This is a genomic window from Nocardioides sp. Root190, from assembly GCF_001428565.1.
In the GTDB taxonomy this organism is placed as follows: Bacteria; Actinomycetota; Actinomycetes; order Propionibacteriales; family Nocardioidaceae; genus Nocardioides.
The window spans coordinates 455,921-470,906 of record NZ_LMIA01000009.1 but is presented as its reverse complement, the minus strand read 5'-3'; the positions used below and the strand labels follow the sequence as shown (position 1 = coordinate 470,906).

General features: G+C 70.2%; 15 protein-coding genes. 2 read left to right on the top strand and 13 right to left on the bottom strand.

Translation table 11 applies throughout. From position 1 onward, the window contains the following. Positions 1-40 precede the first annotated feature (40 nt). From ASE01_RS12040 to ffh, 9 genes are all read right to left on the bottom strand, one after another. Complete coding sequence (locus ASE01_RS12040) at positions 41-1,297, bottom strand: ammonium transporter (RefSeq protein ID WP_056751548.1); 1,257 nt, start codon at positions 1,295-1,297, stop codon at positions 41-43. Between the two features lie 160 nt (positions 1,298-1,457). Beyond that, complete coding sequence (gene trmD / locus ASE01_RS12035; protein ID WP_056751545.1) at positions 1,458-2,612, bottom strand: tRNA (guanosine(37)-N1)-methyltransferase TrmD; 1,155 nt, start codon at positions 2,610-2,612, stop codon at positions 1,458-1,460. Continuing rightward, the gene (rimM, locus tag ASE01_RS12030) at positions 2,609-3,172 is read right to left on the bottom strand and encodes a ribosome maturation factor RimM (protein WP_056751540.1); all 564 of its coding nucleotides are present in this window, start codon (positions 3,170-3,172) and stop codon (positions 2,609-2,611) included. The genes trmD and rimM overlap by 4 nt, the downstream gene beginning before the upstream one ends. A gap of 92 nt (positions 3,173-3,264) precedes the next feature. Then, entirely contained in the window at positions 3,265-3,504 is a 240-nt protein-coding gene (locus ASE01_RS12025; RefSeq protein WP_056751537.1) for an RNA-binding protein, read from the bottom strand. A gap of 2 nt (positions 3,505-3,506) precedes the next feature. Further along, entirely contained in the window at positions 3,507-4,055 is a 549-nt protein-coding gene (gene rpsP / locus ASE01_RS12020) for a 30S ribosomal protein S16 (RefSeq protein ID WP_056751533.1), read from the bottom strand. Positions 4,056-4,220: 165 nt separating this feature from the next. Next, entirely contained in the window at positions 4,221-5,294 is a 1,074-nt protein-coding gene (locus ASE01_RS12015; protein WP_056751531.1) for an amidohydrolase family protein, read from the bottom strand. Between the two features lie 19 nt (positions 5,295-5,313). After that, on the bottom strand, positions 5,314-5,691 hold the full coding sequence (locus ASE01_RS12010) for an NYN domain-containing protein (RefSeq protein ID WP_056751528.1): 378 nt from the start codon (positions 5,689-5,691) through the stop codon (positions 5,314-5,316). Continuing rightward, entirely contained in the window at positions 5,688-6,428 is a 741-nt protein-coding gene (locus ASE01_RS12005; protein WP_056751524.1) for a hypothetical protein, read from the bottom strand. The genes ASE01_RS12010 and ASE01_RS12005 overlap by 4 nt, the downstream gene beginning before the upstream one ends. Before the next feature lie 7 nt (positions 6,429-6,435). Further along, complete coding sequence (ffh, locus tag ASE01_RS12000) at positions 6,436-8,004, bottom strand: signal recognition particle protein (RefSeq protein WP_056752195.1); 1,569 nt, start codon at positions 8,002-8,004, stop codon at positions 6,436-6,438. A gap of 192 nt (positions 8,005-8,196) precedes the next feature. Here ffh and ASE01_RS11995 point away from each other — a divergent pair, with 192 nt between their 5' ends. Then, positions 8,197-10,380 carry a carbon starvation CstA family protein gene (locus ASE01_RS11995; protein WP_056751521.1) on the top strand — a complete coding sequence of 728 codons (2,184 nt, stop codon included), beginning with the start codon at positions 8,197-8,199 and terminating at the stop codon, positions 10,378-10,380. Continuing rightward, a complete protein-coding gene (locus ASE01_RS11990) occupies positions 10,377-10,562 on the top strand; it encodes a YbdD/YjiX family protein (RefSeq protein ID WP_056751517.1) in 186 nt (61 codons plus the stop codon). Before ASE01_RS11995 ends, ASE01_RS11990 begins: the two co-directional genes overlap by 4 nt. Positions 10,563-10,578: 16 nt before the next feature. Here the strand turns inward: ASE01_RS11990 and ASE01_RS11985 are convergent, their stop codons facing one another. The 4 genes from ASE01_RS11985 to ASE01_RS11970 form a co-directional block, all read right to left on the bottom strand. Then, positions 10,579-12,816 (bottom strand): [protein-PII] uridylyltransferase, encoded by a 2,238-nt coding sequence (locus ASE01_RS11985; RefSeq protein ID WP_056751513.1) that lies wholly within the window; start codon positions 12,814-12,816, stop codon positions 10,579-10,581. Positions 12,817-12,840: 24 nt separating this feature from the next. Further along, positions 12,841-13,179 (bottom strand): P-II family nitrogen regulator, encoded by a 339-nt coding sequence (locus ASE01_RS11980; RefSeq protein WP_056751510.1) that lies wholly within the window; start codon positions 13,177-13,179, stop codon positions 12,841-12,843. Next, positions 13,176-14,528 carry an ammonium transporter gene (locus ASE01_RS11975; protein WP_082606000.1) on the bottom strand — a complete coding sequence of 451 codons (1,353 nt, stop codon included), beginning with the start codon at positions 14,526-14,528 and terminating at the stop codon, positions 13,176-13,178. Before ASE01_RS11975 ends, ASE01_RS11980 begins: the two co-directional genes overlap by 4 nt. 119 nt (positions 14,529-14,647) lie before the next feature. Continuing rightward, complete coding sequence (locus ASE01_RS11970) at positions 14,648-14,986, bottom strand: P-II family nitrogen regulator (protein ID WP_056751506.1); 339 nt, start codon at positions 14,984-14,986, stop codon at positions 14,648-14,650.

Sequence of the window (14,986 nt, the reverse complement as noted above, 5' to 3'; positions counted from 1 at the left end):
CCGGACGAACCGGGACGGACCTGCTGTGTGCTTCGAGCGATCAGTCGAGCGCGTAGCCCTCGCCGTGGAGCGCGAGGTCCAGACCGGCGACCTCGTCCTCCTCCTTGGCGCGGAACCCGATCGTCTTCTCGATCGCCATGGCGAAGATGAACGACACGGTGAACGAGAACGCGATCACGGTGATCGAGGAGAGCAGCTGGGCGAGGAACAGCTTGGTCTCGCCACCGAAGATCAGGCTGCCACCGGTGAGCGCCTCGGCGCCGAAGATGCCGACCCACAGGCAGCCGATGAAACCGGCAACCAAGTGGATGCCCACGACGTCGAGCGTGTCGTCGAATCCGAGCTTGAACTTCAGGTCGACGGCGAAGGCACAGATGGCACCAGAGACGAGGCCGAGGACCAGTGCCCAGACAGGCGTCACGAAGGCACAGGCCGGCGTGATCGCGACGAGGCCGGTGACGATGCCGGACGCAGCGCCGACAGCGGTGGCCTTGCCGTCCTTCAGGCTCTCCACGACGATCCAGCCGAGCAGGGCTGCGGCCGGGGCGACGAGGGTGTTGAAGAAGATCAGCGAGGTCTGGCCCTCGTCAGCACCGAAGACGCCGGTGTTGAAGCCGTACCAGCCGAACCACAGGATCGCGGCACCGATGAGCACGAGCGGGACGTTGTGCGGAACGGCCTCCTCCTTGGAGAAGCCGACCTTGCGCTTGCCGAGGACCAGCGCGAGAGCGAGAGCAGCAGCACCGGCCGACTGGTGGATCACGGTTCCACCGGCCCAGTCGAGAGCGCCCTGACCCAGGCCCCAGACGTCATTGGCGAGCCAGCCGTAGAAGTTGCCCTCGGCGTCGAAGCCCCAGATCCAGCGGAACGTCGGGAAGACGACGAAGGTGGTGAACAGCGAGGCGAAGAGCATCCACGGCCAGAAGCGGGCACGGTCGGCGACGGCTCCCGAGACCAGCGCGACGGTGATGATGCAGAAGGCGACGACGAAGGCATGTCCGCCGAAGGCGTTGGCTGCTTCGCCGCCCCCGACACCGGTCATGAGGTCACTCATGCCGAAGTCCTCGAACGGGTTGCCGAACAGCTTGCTGCCGCCGCTCGTGCCCTGTCCGGCGATGCCGGTGCCACCGATGAGCAAGTACAGGATGGTGACGACCGCGATGGAGCCGAAGCTCAGCATCATCATGGACACGACGGACTTCTGCTTCACCAGGCCGCCATAGAAGAACGCCAGTCCAGGCGTCATGAAAAGCACGAGTGCAGCGCAAATCAGCTGCCACGAAAGTTCGACAGACATGCAGGTCCTCACAAGTCTCGGGAGAGTGGGGAGGCGGCTGAGCAACGTTGCTTGCCGCGTCTGCGTCGATACTTGCGAGCCGTCGTTTCGCCGAGGCGAGGGCTTCGTTTCGGAGTTGTTACAGGTTCGCTATATGTGTGTCAGCGTCGTGAACGCTGGCTCACGCACGTCTCTTGGTGAGGACGACGGCGCCCGGAGGGGCCGTGAGATCGCCCCGCAGTCGGAACCCGGCCTTCTTGTACATCCGCTGGTTCCGCTCGCTGGCCACCCCCGTGAACAGGACGTACGACGTCGCCCGCTCGGGCGCGACCGCCTGGATGTGGTCCAGCAGCACCCGGCCCAGGCCGGAGCCCTGCAGGTCCGGCGCGACCATGATCCGGCCGATGTCCCAGGCGCCGTCGTCCTCGAGCCGGCCCCGCACGGCCCCGACCAGGCGACCGGCACGGCGCACCACCCAGGTGTCCCACACCCGGAGCCAGGCCACGACGTCGTCGTACGACTCGTGGAGGGCGGGGATGTCGAGCGAGTCGTTGGCGAGCGCCTCCTGGACCCAGCAGGCGCGCTGGAGGACGAGCAGCTCGGGAGCGTCGCCGGCGACCGCTCGCACGATCGGGCTGCCGTCGTCGAGCACCGATGGGTGCAGGAGGTCCGGGCGGCGGGCGGCGGTACGGCGAACGGCCTGGTCGTGGCGCCAGGCGGCGACCTTGGCGTGGTCACCGGAGCGGAGCACGGCCGGCACCTCGTGGCCGCGCCATTCCGGCGGCTTGGTGTAGACGGGGTACTCGAGCAGGCCACCCTCGGCGTGGGACTCCTCGACCAGCGACTCGGCATTGCCCATGAACCCGGGGATCAGGCGGACCACGGCCTCGGTGATGGCGAGGGCCGCCACCTCTCCCCCGTTGAGGACGTAGTCGCCGAGGCTGATCTCGCGCACCTCGCCGTGCTCGCGGGCGTGGTCGATCACGCGCTGGTCGATGCCTTCGTAGCGACCGCAGGCGAAGACCAGGTGCTCCCGGGTGGCCAGCTCCTCGGCGAGGCGTTGGTCGAAGGGCTCGCCCGACGGCGTGGTGAAGACGATCGTCGTCCCCGGGCCGGTCAGCTCGTCGAGCACCTCTCCCCACGGCTCGGGCTTCATCACCATGCCTGCGCCGCCGCCGTACGGCGTGTCGTCGACCCGGTGGTGCCGGTCGTGGGTGTGGGTGCGCAGGTCGTGGACCCGGAACTCCACGAGGCCCTTGTCGGCAGCCTTGCCGGCCAGCGAGAGATCGAGCGGAGCGAAGAAGTCCGGGAAGATCGTGACGTAGTCGAGGATCATCCCTCGGTGGCCCCGTCCTCCGGGCCCTGCTCGTCCTCGAAGGGTGTCACCAGGCCGGGACGGTCCGCGATCACGACCCGTCCTCCGGCGACGTCGACCTCGGGCACGAGCGCGGCCACGAAGGGCACGAGGGTGTTGCGCCCCTCCGGCGTGCGGATCTGGAGCAGGTCCTGGGCGCCGTGCACCAGCCCGGTCACCTCGCCGAGGTGGGCACCCTCGAGGTCGTACGCCGCGAGGCCGATCAGCTGGTGGTCGTAGAACTCCTCGGGGTCCTCCGGCACCTCGTCGAGCGACACCGTCGCCCGCAGCACGACGCCCCGGGCCGCCTCGGCGGCGTTGCGGTCGTCCAGCTCGGCGAAGGTGACGAGCAGGGTGCCCTGGTGCCAGCGGGTCCGGTTCACCGTCATGGTGCGGGCGCTGAAGGCAGAGCCGCGCGGCGCCTCCGCGAGGAGAACGGCCCCGTCGACGTAGCGACGGTCCGGCTCGTCGGTGCGCACGTCGACGGTGACCTCACCACGAATTCCGTGCGGCTTGCCGATCCGACCGACGACGACCTCCATGCTGCTCTCCACGGTCCGAGATTAGGGCGTTCGGTGCGGGAACGACGAACGGGCGCCTCCCCGGAGGGAGGCGCCCGTTCGGTTGGTGCGTACTAGCGCCGGTCGGTGTCGACGAAGTCGACCCGGGTGCCGCTGTTGCCAGCGATGGCGGAGATCACGGTGCGGAAGGCGGTCGCCGTGCGGCCGCCCCGACCGATCACCTTGCCGAGGTCGTCGGGGTGGACCCGGACCTCGAGCACCGCGCCGCGGCGCAGCTGCTTGTCGCGCACGACGACGTCATCGGGGTGTTCGACCACTCCGCGGACGAGGTGCTCCAGCGCGTCAGCCAGCACGATCAGGCCTCGGCCTTCTCGTCGGACGCGGCCTCGGCGGCGGGCGCCTCGGCAGCAGCCGGCTCCGTGGCGGGGGTCTCCTCGGCAGCGGCCTCGGCCGGCGCCTCCTCGACCTTGTCAGCAGCCTTGTCGGCAGCCTTGTCCTCGACCTTGTCGGCCTTCTTCTCGGCCTTCTTCTTGGCGGTCGTCGCGGAAGCCTTGGGCTCGTTGGCGACCTCCTTCAGGGCCTCGTTGAAGATCTCGAGCTTGTCGCGCTTCGGCTCCTTGACCTTGAGGGTGCCCTCGGCGCCCTCGAGACCCTTGAACTTCTGCCAGTCACCGGTGATCTTGAGGATGACGGCAACGGCCTCGGACGGCTGCGCGCCGACGCTGAGCCAGTACTGGGCCCGCTCGGAGACGACGTCGATGTACGACGGGTCCTCCTTGGGGTGGTACTTGCCGATCTCCTCGATCACGGCGCCGTCGCGCTTCTTGCGCGAGTCGACGATGACGATGCGGTACTGCGGGACCCGGACCTTGCCCAGGCGCTTCAGACGAATCTTGACGGCCACGTTTGTGGTGTCTCCTTGAGGACTTGTGATGGGTGAGGCGCGGACGACCAGGTGGGGAACACCGGCGCCCGGCTTCGGATGGGTCCTGCATCCACCGGTTGAGAGGGACCGGAAGAGGCAGAACTCAGTCTTGAAGTCTGCCAGACGTGGAGGCGTGGGGAGAAATCACGCCACCTGTCGGCCACGCAGGACGACGTGGGACGGCTCCAGCAGCACGGAGAGGTCCTCGACCGGGTTGCGCGGGTAGACCACGAAATCAGCCGGATCCCCCTCGCTGAGGCCCGGGTTCCAGCCCAGCCACGCGCGAGCGCGCCACGAGGCGGCGCCGAGGACGTACTCGTTGGACAGCCCCATCGCGGCCATGGCCCGGATCTCCTCGTGCAGCACCCCGTGGCGTGCCGAACCGCCCCCGTCGCTGCCGACGTAGAGCGCGACGCCTGCGTCGTGGGCGTTCATCAGGACCTCGCGGCGGCGGGCGAAGAGGCGCTCCATGGAGGTGGAGTACGCCGGGAACTTGTCGCGTCCGGCGGAGGCGAAGCCCGGGAACTTCGAGGTCTGCAGGACGGTCGGGACCAGCGCGACCCCGCGAGAGACCATCTGCTCGACGTGCTCCGAGGTCAGCCCGGTGCCGTGCTCGATGCAGTCGATGCCGGCGTCCAGCAGGGGCGCGATCGACTCCTCGCCGAAGCAGTGGGCGGTGACCTTCGCCCCGTGGGCGTGGGCCACCCCGATCGCGGCCGCGACCGCATCGGCCGGGAAGGACGGCGCCAGGTCGCCCGACTCACGCGAGATCCAGTCCCCGACGAGCTTCACCCAGCCGTCGCCGTTCTGCGCCTGCTCGGCGACGACGTCGGCCAGGGCATCGGGCTCGACCTCGTGGCCGTAGTTCTTGATGTAGCGGCGGGTCCGGGCGACGTGGCGCCCGCACCGGATGAGGCGGGGCAGGTCCTCCCGGCCGTGCACCCAGCGGGTGTCCGCCGGGGAGCCGCAGTCCCGCGTCAGCAGGACACCGTTGTCGCGGTCCAGGATCGCCGTGCGCTCGATCTCCTCGTCGCTGACCGCTCCCCCGTCCTCGAGGCCGAGGTGGTTGTGGGCGTCGACCAGGCCGGGGACGATCCAGCCCTCACCGGCCGTCTCGGCGCCCGTCGGCCGCTCATGGGTGATCCGTCCGTCGAGCACGTAGACGTCCCGCACCTCGCCGTCGGGCAGGACCGGACCGGAGAATCGCAGCGCACTCACGCTGAGGAAACTACCCGGCTCAGAGCCTCGAGATCAGCCAGGTCGGCGACAGCGTCGTCGCCCCGACCCCGTGGACGCGTGCGTCCAGCGCGCGATCGGCGGTGACCACGACCACGCGGCCGCCCCTCTCGGCGGCCCTGCGTGCCTCCGCGACGATCGTCGCGTCGCCGTCCCTGGCCGCGTGCACCGTCTGCACGTGGGCGTCCCGGCCGGCACGGACCCCGCCCTTGGCCTGCCCCTCGAGGACGAGGACGACGACGTCGTACTCGATGTCGGCGACGAGGAGCTGCTCGTGGAGTCGCTGGGCGGCGCCTGCGCGGTCCTTCCACCAGCCGTCCGGGCGAGCACCGACGACGTTCGCGCCGTCGACCACCAGGACGCTCCCGGCGGGTCTCACGGTCGGGTCGTCCCACCGCCGGCCGCGGTCCGCGGCTGGAGGAGGCCGAGCTCCCAGAGCGCGAGCTGGAGCGCGACGAACTGTCGCCGGTCGAGGGTGATGTCGAGGCGCTTGCGACGTGGCCCCTGCGTCCACCCCGACCACGTGGAGCGCACCGAGCCGCCTGCCCGGCAGTGGACCGTGATCCGGCGACGGCCAGCACGCAGCTGCAGGTAGGTTCCGATGCGGGCATCGACGCTGGCGTAGCTGTCGTCGTTGCCGGAGTTCCCTGACGGGCGGCTCTCCCAGGCGCTGCCCAGCACGACACCGTCGAGCGAGCGCAGCCGGCGACGGCCCAGGCCGAACGAGTGCCGCAGCAGTGCGCCGTGGGCGTCGAGCCGCAGGCGTCCCGGGAACAGCGGAGCACCCCAGGCCACCGCAGCCCAGACGATCATGGACGTCGCCAGCAACAGGCCCGAGCCGATGATGATCCGGTCGTCCTCCTTGCCCGACATCACGGTGTACGCCGCCGCAGCGATCGCCCCGAGGATCGCCAGACCGAGCAGTCGACGCGACCCGACCCGCTCCCGGCCACCCCAGCGGGACCCGTGCGCCGCCGCCTCGAGTCCCCCGGCGTGGGTCTTGGCGAGGTGGCGCTCCAGGTTGGCGCCCTTGACCTCGGCGACGCAGATCGGGCAGGGCAGGGGTCCGTCCGGCCGCTCGAGCGACAGGCGGCGCGCCCGCTCCATGGTCGTCACGGGCAGGTCACTTCAGGAACTTCGAGAAGTCCTTCGGCAGCTGCAGGTTCTCGGCCGCGGCCTCGTAGTCGACGTCCTCGCCGATGCCGAACGGGTTCGGCGTCGCCTGGTCGGCCTTCTCCTTGGCAGCAGCCGCCTCCTGCGCGGCCTTGGCGGGGTTGCCCGAGCGACGCTGGCCGCCCTTGCTCTTCGCCTTCTGCTTCTGCTTCTGGGTGACGCGCTTGCCGCCGCCCGGTCCGCCCATGCCGGGGATCCCGGGCATGCCCGGCATGCCGCCGCCGCGGGCCATCTGCATCATCATCTTGCGGGCCTCGAAGAAACGGTCGACCAGACCGTTGACGTCGGAGACCGCACGGCCCGAACCCTTGGCGATGCGGGCCCGGCGCGAACCGTCGATCATCTTCGGGTTGGCGCGCTCGGCCGGCGTCATCGAGCGGATGATGGCCTCGACGCGGTCGATCTCGCGCTCGTCGAAGTTCTCGAGCTGGTCCCGGATCTGACCCATGCCCGGGAGCATCTTGAGGATGCTGGTCATCGAGCCCAGCTTCTTCAGCTGCTGCATCTGGGCAAGGAAGTCGTCGAGGGTGAAGTCGCCGCCGGTGAGCTTCTCGGCGGCGCGCATCGCCTCGTCCTGGTCGAAGGCCTTCTCGGCCTGCTCGATCAGGGTCAGGACGTCGCCCATGTCCAGGATGCGCGAGGCCATCCGGTCCGGGTGGAAGACGTCGAAGTCGGTCATCTTCTCGCCGGTGGAGGCGAACATCACCGGTCGGCCGGTCACCTGGCGGATCGACAGGGCGGCGCCACCGCGGGCGTCGCCGTCGAGCTTGGTGAGGACCACGCCGTCGTACCCGACACCGTCGAGGAAGGCCTGCGCGGTCGTCAGCGCGTCCTGGCCGATCATCGCGTCGACGACGAAGAGGACCTCGTCGGGCTGGACCGCGTCGCGGATCCCGATGGCCTGCGACATCATCTCCGTGTCGACACCGAGGCGACCCGCGGTGTCGACGATGACGACGTCGTGCAGCTTGCGCTTCGCCTCCTCGATCGAGGCCCGGGCCACGGCCACGGGGTCACCCGCGCCGTTGCCCGCCTCCGGCGCGAAGACCGGCACGCCGACCTTCTCGCCATTGACCTGGAGCTGCTGGACCGCGTTGGGCCGCTGGAGGTCGCAGGCGACCAGCATCGGCGTCTTGCCCTGCTCCTTGAGCCAGAGGGCGAGCTTGGCGGCGAGGGTCGTCTTGCCGGCGCCCTGGAGGCCGGCGAGCATGATCACCGTCGGCCCGGTCTTGGCGTACCGCAGGCGGCGGGTCTCGCCGCCGAGGACGGTGACGAGCTCCTCGTTGACGATCTTGACGACCTGCTGCGCGGGGTTCAGCGCACCGCTGACCTCCACGCCGCGGGCGCGCTCCTTGACCGCGGCCACGAAGTCCTTGACCACCGGCAGAGCGACGTCGGCCTCGAGCAGCGCGATCCGGATCTCCCGGGCGGTGGCGTCGATGTCGGCCTCGGAGAGCCGTCCCTTGCCGCGCAGGTTCTTGAAGGTCGCGGTCAGGCGATCGGAAAGTGTGGCGAACAAGAGCGTTGCGTCCTCGTCGGATTCGTCGGATTCGTCGGTGGAAGTGAAGTCTTCGAACACCGATCGTAGCCGTGCGGGCCCTCAGGCCCGACGTCTGCGGTGGACGTCCGAGGGTACTGCGCTGGGGCTGAGCACCTGCGCAGTGGTCGGGAGTGCCATCGGGGGCACCCCGCCGGGTCAAGGAGGATCCACATGGCGACCACCACATCCGTACGACGCCCCGGTGGCCCGCGCCGCCGGTTCACACCGGCCGGCATTGCACTCTGGGGCAGCATCGCCCTGGTCGGTGCGGTCTGCTGGACGGTGCTCGCCCTGTCCCGCGGGGAGGAGGTGTCGGCGCTCTGGATCCTGTTCGCCGCGCTGGCGTCGTACGCGATCGCCTACCGGTTCTACGCCCGCTTCATCGCGAACCGGGTGCTCGGGGTCGACGACACCCGGGCCACCCCGGCCGAACGGCTCGAGAACGGTCAGGACTACGACGTCACCGACCGCCGGGTGCTCTTCGGACACCACTTCGCGGCCATCGCCGGGGCCGGACCGCTCGTCGGGCCGGTCCTCGCGGCGCAGATGGGCTACCTCCCGGGGACGATCTGGATCATCGTCGGGGTGATCCTGGCCGGCGCCGTGCAGGACATGATGGTGTTGTTCTTCTCGATGCGCCGCGACGGCAAGAGCCTGGGCCAGATGGTGCGCGACGAGATCGGCGTGATCGGTGGCACGGCCGCCCTGATCGCGGTGTTCGCGATCATGATCATCATCCTGGCCGTCCTCGCCCTGGTCGTCGTCAACGCCCTCGCCGAGTCCCCGTGGGGCGTCTTCTCGATCGGCCTGACCATCCCCATCGCTCTCTTCATGGGCTTCTACCTGCGCTACCTGCGCCCCGGTCGGGTGAGCGAGACGACCGCGATCGGCGTCGCCCTGCTGCTGCTCGCGATCATCGTCGGCGGCTGGATCGACGACACCGGCCTGGGTGAGACCCTGACCCTGTCCCACGAGACCCTCACGATCTGCCTGATCGTCTATGGCTTCATCGCCTCGGTCCTGCCGGTCTGGATGCTCCTCACCCCGCGCGACTACCTCTCGACCTTCATGAAGGTCGGCGTGATCGTGCTCCTCGCCGTGGGCCTGCTGCTCGCGCGACCGGCCCTGCAGAACGAGGACGTCACGAGCTTCGCGCTGGACGGCGACGGGCCGGTGTTCGCCGGCAAGCTCTTCCCGTTCGTCTTCATCACCATCGCGTGCGGCGCGCTGTCCGGCTTCCACGCGCTGATCTCCTCGGGCACCACCCCGAAGATGATCGCCAAGGAGGGCCAGGTCCGGATGATCGGCTACGGCGGCATGCTGATGGAGTCGTTCGTCGCGATCAGCGCCCTCATCGCCGCCTGCGTCATCGACCAGGGCCTCTACTTCGCCATGAACAGCCCGGCAGGCGCCACCGGCGGCACGGCCGCCTCCGCCGCGGAGTTCGTCGGGACGCTCGGCTTCACCATCTCCCCCGACACCCTCACCCAGGCGGCTGCGGCCGTCCAGGAACCCAGCCTCGTCTCGCGGACGGGAGGTGCCCCCACACTGGCGGTCGGCATCTCCACGATCTTCACCGATGCGTTCGGCGGCGGGCTCGCCGCCTTCTGGTACCACTTCGCGATCATGTTCGAGGCGCTCTTCATCCTGACCGCCGTCGACGCGGGCACCCGGGTCGGCCGCTTCATGCTCCAGGACACGATCGGCAACTTCTGGCCGCGCTTCGGCGACACGTCCTGGAAGCCCGCCGCGTGGGGTGCCAGCGCCGTCGTCGTCGCCGCGTGGGGCTACATGCTCTACGTCGGCGTGACCGATCCCCTCGGCGGGATCAACCAGCTGTTCCCGCTGTTCGGCATCAGCAACCAGCTGCTCGCCGCGATCGCGCTGTGCCTGTGCGTGACGCTGATGCTCAAGCACGGCAAGGCGCGCTGGGTGTGGGTCCCGCTGGTCCCGCTCGTGTGGGACCTGGTCACCACGATGACCGCGTCGTGGCAGAAGGTGTTCTCCGACAATCCCGCGATCGGGTACTTCGCCCAGGCCGACCGCTACCGCGACGCCCGCGATGCCGGCGAGGTGCTGGCTCCGGCCAAGGACGTCGGCCAGATGGACCAGGTCATCACGAACTCGACGACCAACGGCGTGCTCCAGCTGAGTTTCGCCGTGCTCGTCATCGTCGTGGTCGCGAACGCCCTCGTCGTGTGGGTCCGGGCAGTGCGCGCCGGCAGCCTGCCCACGACCGAGGTTCCCGCGACGCCGTCGAAGATCGTGGCGCCGGCCGACTTCTTCGCCACGGCGGAGGAGAAGGCGGCGCAGCGGGAGTGGGAGGAGTCGCAGCTCTCGGGGAGTCCCCGATGAGTGCGGTGCTCCGGGTCTGGCGGGGCGTGCGGTGGTACGTCCGCGAGATGACCGGCGAGGCGCGCTGGGACGAGTACGCCGCCCGGTGCGCCACCGAGGGCACCGAGCCGATCAGCCGCAGGGCCTGGGAGCGTCACCGGGCCGACGAGCGGGAGCACCGCCCGCAGTCGCGCTGCTGCTGACCAGCGCCGACCCGGCTCAGGAGCCGGTGATCGCCTCGCGCACGGCGTGGGCCGCCTCGGCGGCGCGCGTCTCGGACAGGGCGCCCGCGGATGCCTCCTGGACGTAGAACACGTCGACCGCCTGGGGGCCGAGGGTGGAGACGTGCGCGGAACGCACCGTCACCTCCATCGCAGCGAGTGCGGAGCTGACGAGATAGACGACCCCGACCCGGTCGGCGGCCCGGACCTCGATGACGGTCGCGTGGTCGCTGGCCTCGGGGCGTACGACGACGGTGGGAGCCAGGCCGCCCACGACGAGGTCACGGGGAGCCAGCCGTGTGGCGGGCTCGACCCGGCGTGCGGTGATCGCCTCGAGCTGGTCGCGCAGCGCGCGTGCGTCGTGGAAGTCGTCGGCGACGTCCCAGACCGAGACCGCGAACTCCCCCTGCGACCAGATCCGTGCCGCGCGGACGACGACCCGCCGCAGGGCGAACATCGCCGCGACGTCGGCGAGCAGGCCCACGCGGTCCGGCGCCACCGTGGTGACGCGCGCGCCGTCGCCGACCTGGTCGACGGTGATCGAGATGCCGCCGGCCAGAGTGACCTCGGGGACCTCGATCTCCTCGACGCTGAACGGCGGCGGCACGGTCCCCTGCTCGAGCTGGACCCGGGCGCGTCGAGCGAGGTCGAGGATCAGCCCGGCCCGCCACGAGGACCACGCCTTGGGCGAGGCGGCCTTGGCGTCCGCCTCGGTCAACGCCGCCAGCAGCGCCAGCGCCTCGGGTGTGGAGATGTGCTCGGTGAGTGCGTCGAGGGTGGCCGGGTCGTCGGGGTCGCGGGTGGTGGCGATCTCGGCGAGCAGGAGGTGCCAGCGCACGAGCTGGCTGATCAGGTCGACCTCGTCGGGCGCGAACCCCATCCGGGTGGCGATCTCCCGGGCGATCGGTGCACCGGCGACGCTGTGCTCGGTGAGACCGCCCTTGCCGATGTCGTGCAGGAGCGCGGCGACGACGAGGACGTCGGGGCGCGACACCCCCCTGATCAGGGCGGCGGCCTCGACGCACGTCTCCACGACGTGTCGGTCGACGGTGAAGCGGTGGATCACCGACGCGTGGGGCAGCAGCCGGATCCGCTCCCACTCGGGCAGGATCCGGTCCAGGGCACCGGTCTCCTCCAGGGTCTCCCAGACTCCGAGCAGACCGGGACCGGCGGCCAGCAGGCGCACCATCTGCTGACGCGCCTCGTCGGGCCAGGGATTCGGCAGCGGCGGACACTCCCGCACCAGGCGGGCGGCGGTGGGCGGCGCCAGCACCACGTCGCGCGTCGCGGCCTCGGCGGCCGCGCGGAGCAGCAGCACCGGGTCGGATCCCGGTCGGGCGCCCTTGTCGAGGACGACCTCGCCCTTGGACAGCGCCACCCCCCGCGCGATCCGGTCCAGCTCAGGACGGCGCGGCTTGGTGGCGGGGGTGCGGCGCAGGACGTCGTCCGTGCGTCGCCAGGCGAGCCGGGACAGGTGGGTCAGTCGACGCCCGAGCTCGCGGACGTGACGCTGGGCAGCGCGTTCGTCAGCCAGGTCGAGGCCCTCGGCGAGCAGGCCCCAGTGCTCCGGCGCGATCCGGTCGGTCGCCCGGCCGGCCGCCTCGTGCAGGACGTCGCGCACGTCGAGCAGCTGCATCCGGCATCGCTCGAGGTCGGCCGCGGGCACGTCGACCAACCAGGTCGCGGTCAGGCTCTTGAGAACGGTGGCATCTCGCAGGCCGCCCTCCGACTCCTTGAGGTCCGGCATCGACAGGTGGGCGAGCTCACCGACCAGGCGGTGCCGGCTGAGCACCATCTCGCGCAGCTCCGGCAGCCGCGACCGGGCCTGGCGCCGCCACTGCGCCAGGATCGTGGTGCGGAGCTGGATGGCCAGGCTGTAGTCGCCGGCGACGTGCCGCACGTCGAGCAGCCCGGAGGCCACCCGGACGTCGTTCTCGGCCGCGGTCAGCATCTCGGGCAGCGAGCGAACCGAGTGGTCCAGCTTCACCCCGGAGTCCCACAGCGGGTACCAGACCTGTCCCGCGAACTCGGTCCACCACTCCCCCCGTTCCTCGGCGACTCCGTCGGCCGAGACGAGGACGACGTCGAGGTCGGAGAAGGGCGCCATGTCACCACGACCGAAGCCACCGACCGCGACGAGAGCGACCCCGCTGTCGGGGCCGCCCGCGTCGTCGTACGCCTTGCCGCAGAGGGCGTCAATCGCAGAAGTACGGGTGACGCGATCAGCGGCGGTCATCTTCTGGTTCGGCCCGGTCCCGCGTCAGACCGCGGACGAACCGGTGTCGCCCGTGCGCACGCGCACGACCGACTCCACGGGCGTCACCCAGATCTTGCCGTCGCCGACCTTGCCGGTCTGCGCAGCCTTGGTGATCGTCTCGACGATCTGCTCCACGTCGTGGTCGTCGGCAACGATCTCGATGCGCACCTTCGGCACCATCGCGATGTCGTACTCGGCACCCCGGTAGACCTCGGTGTGCCCCTTCTGGCGACCGTAACCACTGACCTCGCTGACCGTCATGCCATTGACACCGACGGACTCCAGGGCCTGCCGGACGTCCTCCCACTTGTGTGGCTTCACCACCGCGCTGATGAGCTTCATGAGTGCATGCTTCCAGTACCGGGGCCGAAATGGGGGCGGGCACCGCCGGTGATGTTCAGGTCGTACGCCGTCTCGGCGTGGATCACGAGGTCCACACCGGCCACCTCGTGGTCCGGGTCGACCCGGAAGCCGATGGTCTTCTCCAGCAGCCACACCAGCAGCGCGGTCGCCGTGAAGGAGTACGCCAGGGTCGCCCCGGCCGCCACGAGCTGCTTGCCGAGCTGGTCGGCACCGCCGCCGTAGAAGAGGCCGTCGACGCTGGTCACCGACGACGACGCCAGGAAGCCGATCAGGATCGTGCCGACCAGGCCACCGACGAGGTGGACGCCGACGACGTCGAGCGAGTCGTCGTACTTGAAGTGGTACTTCAGGCCGACGGCCAGCGCACAGATCGCACCAGCGACGAGACCGACCGCCATGGCGCCGATCGGGGTCACCGAGCCGCACGACGGGGTGATCGCGACCAGTCCGGCGACGACGCCGGAGGCGGCACCGAACGAGGTGGCGTGGCCGTCGCGGAAGCGCTCGACCGCGAGCCAGGCCAGCAGGCCCGTGCACCCGGCGAGGAGCGTGTTCACGAAGACGATCGCGGCCGTGTTGTTGGCCGCGAGGGCCGAGCCGGCGTTGAAGCCGAACCAGCCGAACCACAGCAGGCCGGCGCCGAGCATGACCAGGGTCAGGTTGTGCGGCTTCATCGGCTCCCGGCCGAAACCGACGCGGCGGCCCAGGACGAGGGCGGCCGCGAGGCCCGCCGCACCGGAGTTGATCTCGACCGCGGTGCCACCGGCGAAGTCGAGGGCGCCGAGCTCGTTGGCCATCCAGCCGCCGACGTGCTCACCGGAGCTGAAGTCGAAGATCCAGTGCGCAACCGGCGCGTAGACCAGGACGGTCCACAGGCCGGCGAAGAGGAGCCAGGTGCCGAAACGGGTGCGGTCCGCGATCGCACCGGCGATCAGGCCGACGGTGATCACCGCGAAGAGGCCCTGGAAGGCCGCGAAGAGGCTGATCGGGTACGCCGCGTCGGGATCCGGCTCGAGCATGCCCCGGAACCCGGCGTACTGCGTCGGGTCACCGACGAGGCCACCACCGAGGTCGTCGCCGAAGGCGATCGAGTAACCCACCAGGACCCACACCACCATGACCACGGCGAGGGCACCGAAGACCATCATGATCATGTTGAGGACGCTCTTGGAGCGGACCATGCCGCCGTAGAACAGGGCGAGGCCCGGAGCCATGAGCAGGACGAGGGCCGAGGCGGCGAGCAGCCAGGCCGTGTCACCGGCGGCGGTGCTCACGTCGGTGCTGGCGGCGGCGGTCACCACGGCAGGAGGCAGGAACAGTTCAGGCATCCGAAAACTGTGCGGTCGCATTGTTACCGGCGTGTAACAGGTCTTCCGTGGCGCGTTACACGACGGTGAATGAGCCCTCCCCGCACCCGGTCACGGCGGACCGGGTACGGCGAGCGGACTCAGATCGCGGCCGTGTCCTTGTCTCCCGTGCGGACCCGGACGACGGTCTCGATCGGGCTCACCCAGACCTTGCCGTCACCGATCCGGCCGGTGTGGGCGGTCTTGGTGATGATCCCGACGATGTCCTCGGTGTCCGGGTCGTCCACCACGATCTCGATGCGGATCTTGGGCACGAGCGCGATGTCGTACTCGGCGCCGCGGTAGACCTCGGTGTGGCCCTTCTGACGGCCGTAGCCGCTGACCTCGCTCACCGTCATCCCGGTGACGCCGAAGGTCTCCAGTGCCTCGCGGACGTCCTCCCACTTGTGCGGCTTGATGACCGCCGTGACCAGCTTCAT

Excerpts from the sequence above, each read along its gene's own strand:
- ASE01_RS12040 (WP_056751548.1), bottom strand. The coding sequence starts at position 1,297 with ATGTCTGTCGAACTTTCGTGGCAGCTGATTTGCGCTGCACTCGTGCTT.
- trmD (WP_056751545.1), bottom strand. The coding sequence starts at position 2,612 with ATGATCCTCGACTACGTCACGATCTTCCCGGACTTCTTCGCTCCGCTC.
- rimM (WP_056751540.1), bottom strand. The coding sequence starts at position 3,172 with ATGGAGGTCGTCGTCGGTCGGATCGGCAAGCCGCACGGAATTCGTGGT.
- ASE01_RS11995 (WP_056751521.1), top strand. The coding sequence starts at position 8,197 with ATGGCGACCACCACATCCGTACGACGCCCCGGTGGCCCGCGCCGCCGG.
- ASE01_RS11990 (WP_056751517.1), top strand. The coding sequence starts at position 10,377 with ATGAGTGCGGTGCTCCGGGTCTGGCGGGGCGTGCGGTGGTACGTCCGC.
- ASE01_RS11985 (WP_056751513.1), bottom strand. The coding sequence starts at position 12,816 with ATGACCGCCGCTGATCGCGTCACCCGTACTTCTGCGATTGACGCCCTC.
- ASE01_RS11980 (WP_056751510.1), bottom strand. The coding sequence starts at position 13,179 with ATGAAGCTCATCAGCGCGGTGGTGAAGCCACACAAGTGGGAGGACGTC.
- ASE01_RS11975 (WP_082606000.1), bottom strand. The coding sequence starts at position 14,528 with ATGCCTGAACTGTTCCTGCCTCCTGCCGTGGTGACCGCCGCCGCCAGC.
- ASE01_RS11970 (WP_056751506.1), bottom strand. The coding sequence starts at position 14,986 with ATGAAGCTGGTCACGGCGGTCATCAAGCCGCACAAGTGGGAGGACGTC.